We start from the raw sequence: 2,820 nt of genomic DNA on the forward strand, positions 1-2,820 counted from the left end.
TTATAAGGGTTTACTATGAGCACAGATTTTCAAGCATTTAAACGTAAAATTGAGCATTGTTTATGCGCCCCGGGTGATGGCGTGTATACCGTTAACACCGCAAAAGAGCGCAAAGCCGCTTTAAGAAATAAGCTGTATGGGCAAACCGACAATGTTGATCCACTGTGGCGCGAGTCTCTCAATGAGCTGCCAAATTCACCCCACAAAGCGGTGATGTTAGGGATTAGCTCTGATTGTGGTGGCGGTATTTTGCGTGGTGCTAACTGGGGACCGTTATTTTTACGCTCGGCGTTAATTGATCAGCAAACGCAATGTCGTTCATTCGATTTAGGCGATGTACGTGTTATTCCTCATTTATTACACGACAAATACCTCAATGACGCCACTATTAGCAATTGTCAAAAAGCGCTTTATGGTGATGAAAATGACGATTATTACGTTAGCCCCTTGTCGATCACTGAAGATGTGTGCGACAGCTTTTACGCCAACTTTAAAGATAAAGGCATTTTTGGTATTGGCGGCGATCACTCAATTAGCTACCCACTGACAAAAGCCTATTTAAAAGCAAAACGTGAGCAGGGCAAACGTACTGCCATTATTCACTTTGATGCTCACACCGACTTATTGGTTGAACGCTTAGGCATTGATTTATGTTTTGGCTCTTGGTGTACGCATATTTTAGAGTTTTTACCGGCGCCGCATCACCTCATTCAATTTGGTATTCGTTCTAGCGGTAAACCAAAGGAGCATTGGGAGTCGACCTTTGGAGTAAAACAGCATTGGGCACACGAAATTATTGAACGTGGCGCACAGGCGGTTGCTGCCGATGCGATTGCACAACTTAAAGCAGATAATGTAGACGAAGTATATGTAAGCTTTGATATAGACGCATTGGATGAGCAATTTGCCTCAGCAACCGGTACTCCCGAAGCTAATGGCTTAACGCCACAACACGCACTGGATATTTTATCTGCGATTGCAGATGAGTTTCCTATTACCGGTGCCGACATGATGGAAATAGCCCCGTTTACCGACAGCTCGTTGGTTGGCCAGTCTAGTTCAGAAACCACCTTACGCGAAGGCGCTAAAATTTCAGCGTTTTTAATTGGTGCGATGAATAAGTAATCAAAACCAGGCCGAAAGGCCTGTTTATTTTATTGATTATTAAGTACTTTTAATAATTATTAAATTTAAATTGCCCCGTTTAAAAAAGCGACTATAATCCAGCCACTTTTGCTATAAAAGTGTTTATTATTGGAGCTATAAATGGGTGATTTAGTCGGGATTGGCTTATTAATCTTGATCAGTGCGTTGTTTGCGATGTCAGAAATTGCCATTGCCGCGTCGCGTAAAATAAAATTAAGAGTCATGGCTGATGAAGGCAATGTACAAGCGGCTGCGGTATTAAAGCTGCAAGAACAACCCGGTGCCTTTTTCGCCATGATCCAAATAACCCTTAATGCGATTGCCATCTTAGGCGGCATTGTGGGTGAGCAAGCACTGTCGCCTTATGTGCAGCACGTGTTGCAGTTTTTTTATCAAGGCCCTTTATTAGGGCAAATAAGCTTTTTATTGTCGTTTTTAGCGATCACCTCACTGTTTATTTTATTTGCAGACCTATTACCTAAGCGTTTGGCGATGATTTTGCCAGAAGCGGTTGCCGTGCGCGTGGTCACTATTATGCGCTGGGTAACGTTTGCTTTAACTCCGCTGGTATTATTTTTTAATGGTTTAACCAATATCGTGCTGCGTATTTTTAAAGTACCTACCGAGCGCGAAGATGTTGTGACCACGGAAGACATTGTGGCGATGATGGACGCCGGTGCTGAATATGGCAGTTTGCAGCAACAAGAATATGACCTGATTGGCAATGTATTTGACTTAGAAGCGCGCTTTTTATCGAGCGTGATGACTCCACGCGACCAAATTGTATTTTTTGATATACATGAGTCAAGTGCTGATATTGCCAGCAAAATTATTGAACACCCACACAATGACTTTCTAGTGTGTAATGGCAATTTAGATAAGTTAATTGGCTCGGTTGAATCAAAAGATATTTTACGCCAAGTGCTTAAAGGCGAAGCGGCGAATATTAATAACGATATGCTTGAAAATGATATTTTTTATTTGCCAGAAACACTGAGTTTATCAGAAGCACTCAACGCGTTTAAAACAGCGGTGCAACCGTTTGCGGTAGTGGTTAATGAGTATGCACTGGTAGTGGGTATTGTCACGGTAAAAGATTTAATGAAAGGCTTTATGGGCGATTTAATGACCCACAGCGGTGAAGAGCTGATCATTGAGCGCGACGAAAACTCGTGGCTGGTGGATGGCTTAACACCCATTGTGGAGCTGGCTAAAGTACTTGATATTGATGAATTTCCGCAGCAGAGCCATTACGAAACTGTGGCCGGCTACTTAATATATACCATGAAACGCATTCCTAAACGTGCCGAGTTTATTCAATACGCCGGCTTTAAGTTTGAAGTAGTGGATGTAGAAGGCATTCGCGTAGAGCAGCTATTGGTATCAAAAATAGTACCCACGCCAGAGACGATACAAAACTAACGGCAGCAGTTTCTCAATTTAAGCCAGTATAAACACCTTGCTTAAGGTGTTTATACACAGCTGAGGTTTCGAGAAGTAAAACCCATCGAAAAAAGCAGTCTCAACTAACATTGACGTTTTACGCTATCGAATAGCTGGCAAATTTTAAAATTAAATAGACACCCATCTTTAAATTACCTCTTTCATAAATTAAATAGACACCCATCTTTAAATTACCTCTTTCAAAGACACCCATTATAAAAATCAATAAAA

General features: G+C 41.7%; 2 protein-coding genes. Both read left to right on the forward strand.

Annotated elements, in window-relative coordinates:
- Nucleotides 1-15 precede the first annotated feature (15 nt).
- Nucleotides 16-1,125: an arginase family protein gene (locus tag ABYB02_RS16335; protein ID WP_372763430.1), complete on the forward strand. Its 1,110-nt coding sequence runs from the start codon at nt 16-18 to the stop codon at nt 1,123-1,125.
- A gap of 141 nt (nt 1,126-1,266) precedes the next feature.
- Complete coding sequence (locus tag ABYB02_RS16340; RefSeq protein ID WP_372763431.1) at nt 1,267-2,568, forward strand: hemolysin family protein; 1,302 nt, start codon at nt 1,267-1,269, stop codon at nt 2,566-2,568.
- Nucleotides 2,569-2,820: the final 252 nt, after the last annotated feature.

The organism is Pseudoalteromonas sp., assembly GCF_041613455.1.
Classification (GTDB): Bacteria; Pseudomonadota; Gammaproteobacteria; order Enterobacterales; family Alteromonadaceae; genus Pseudoalteromonas.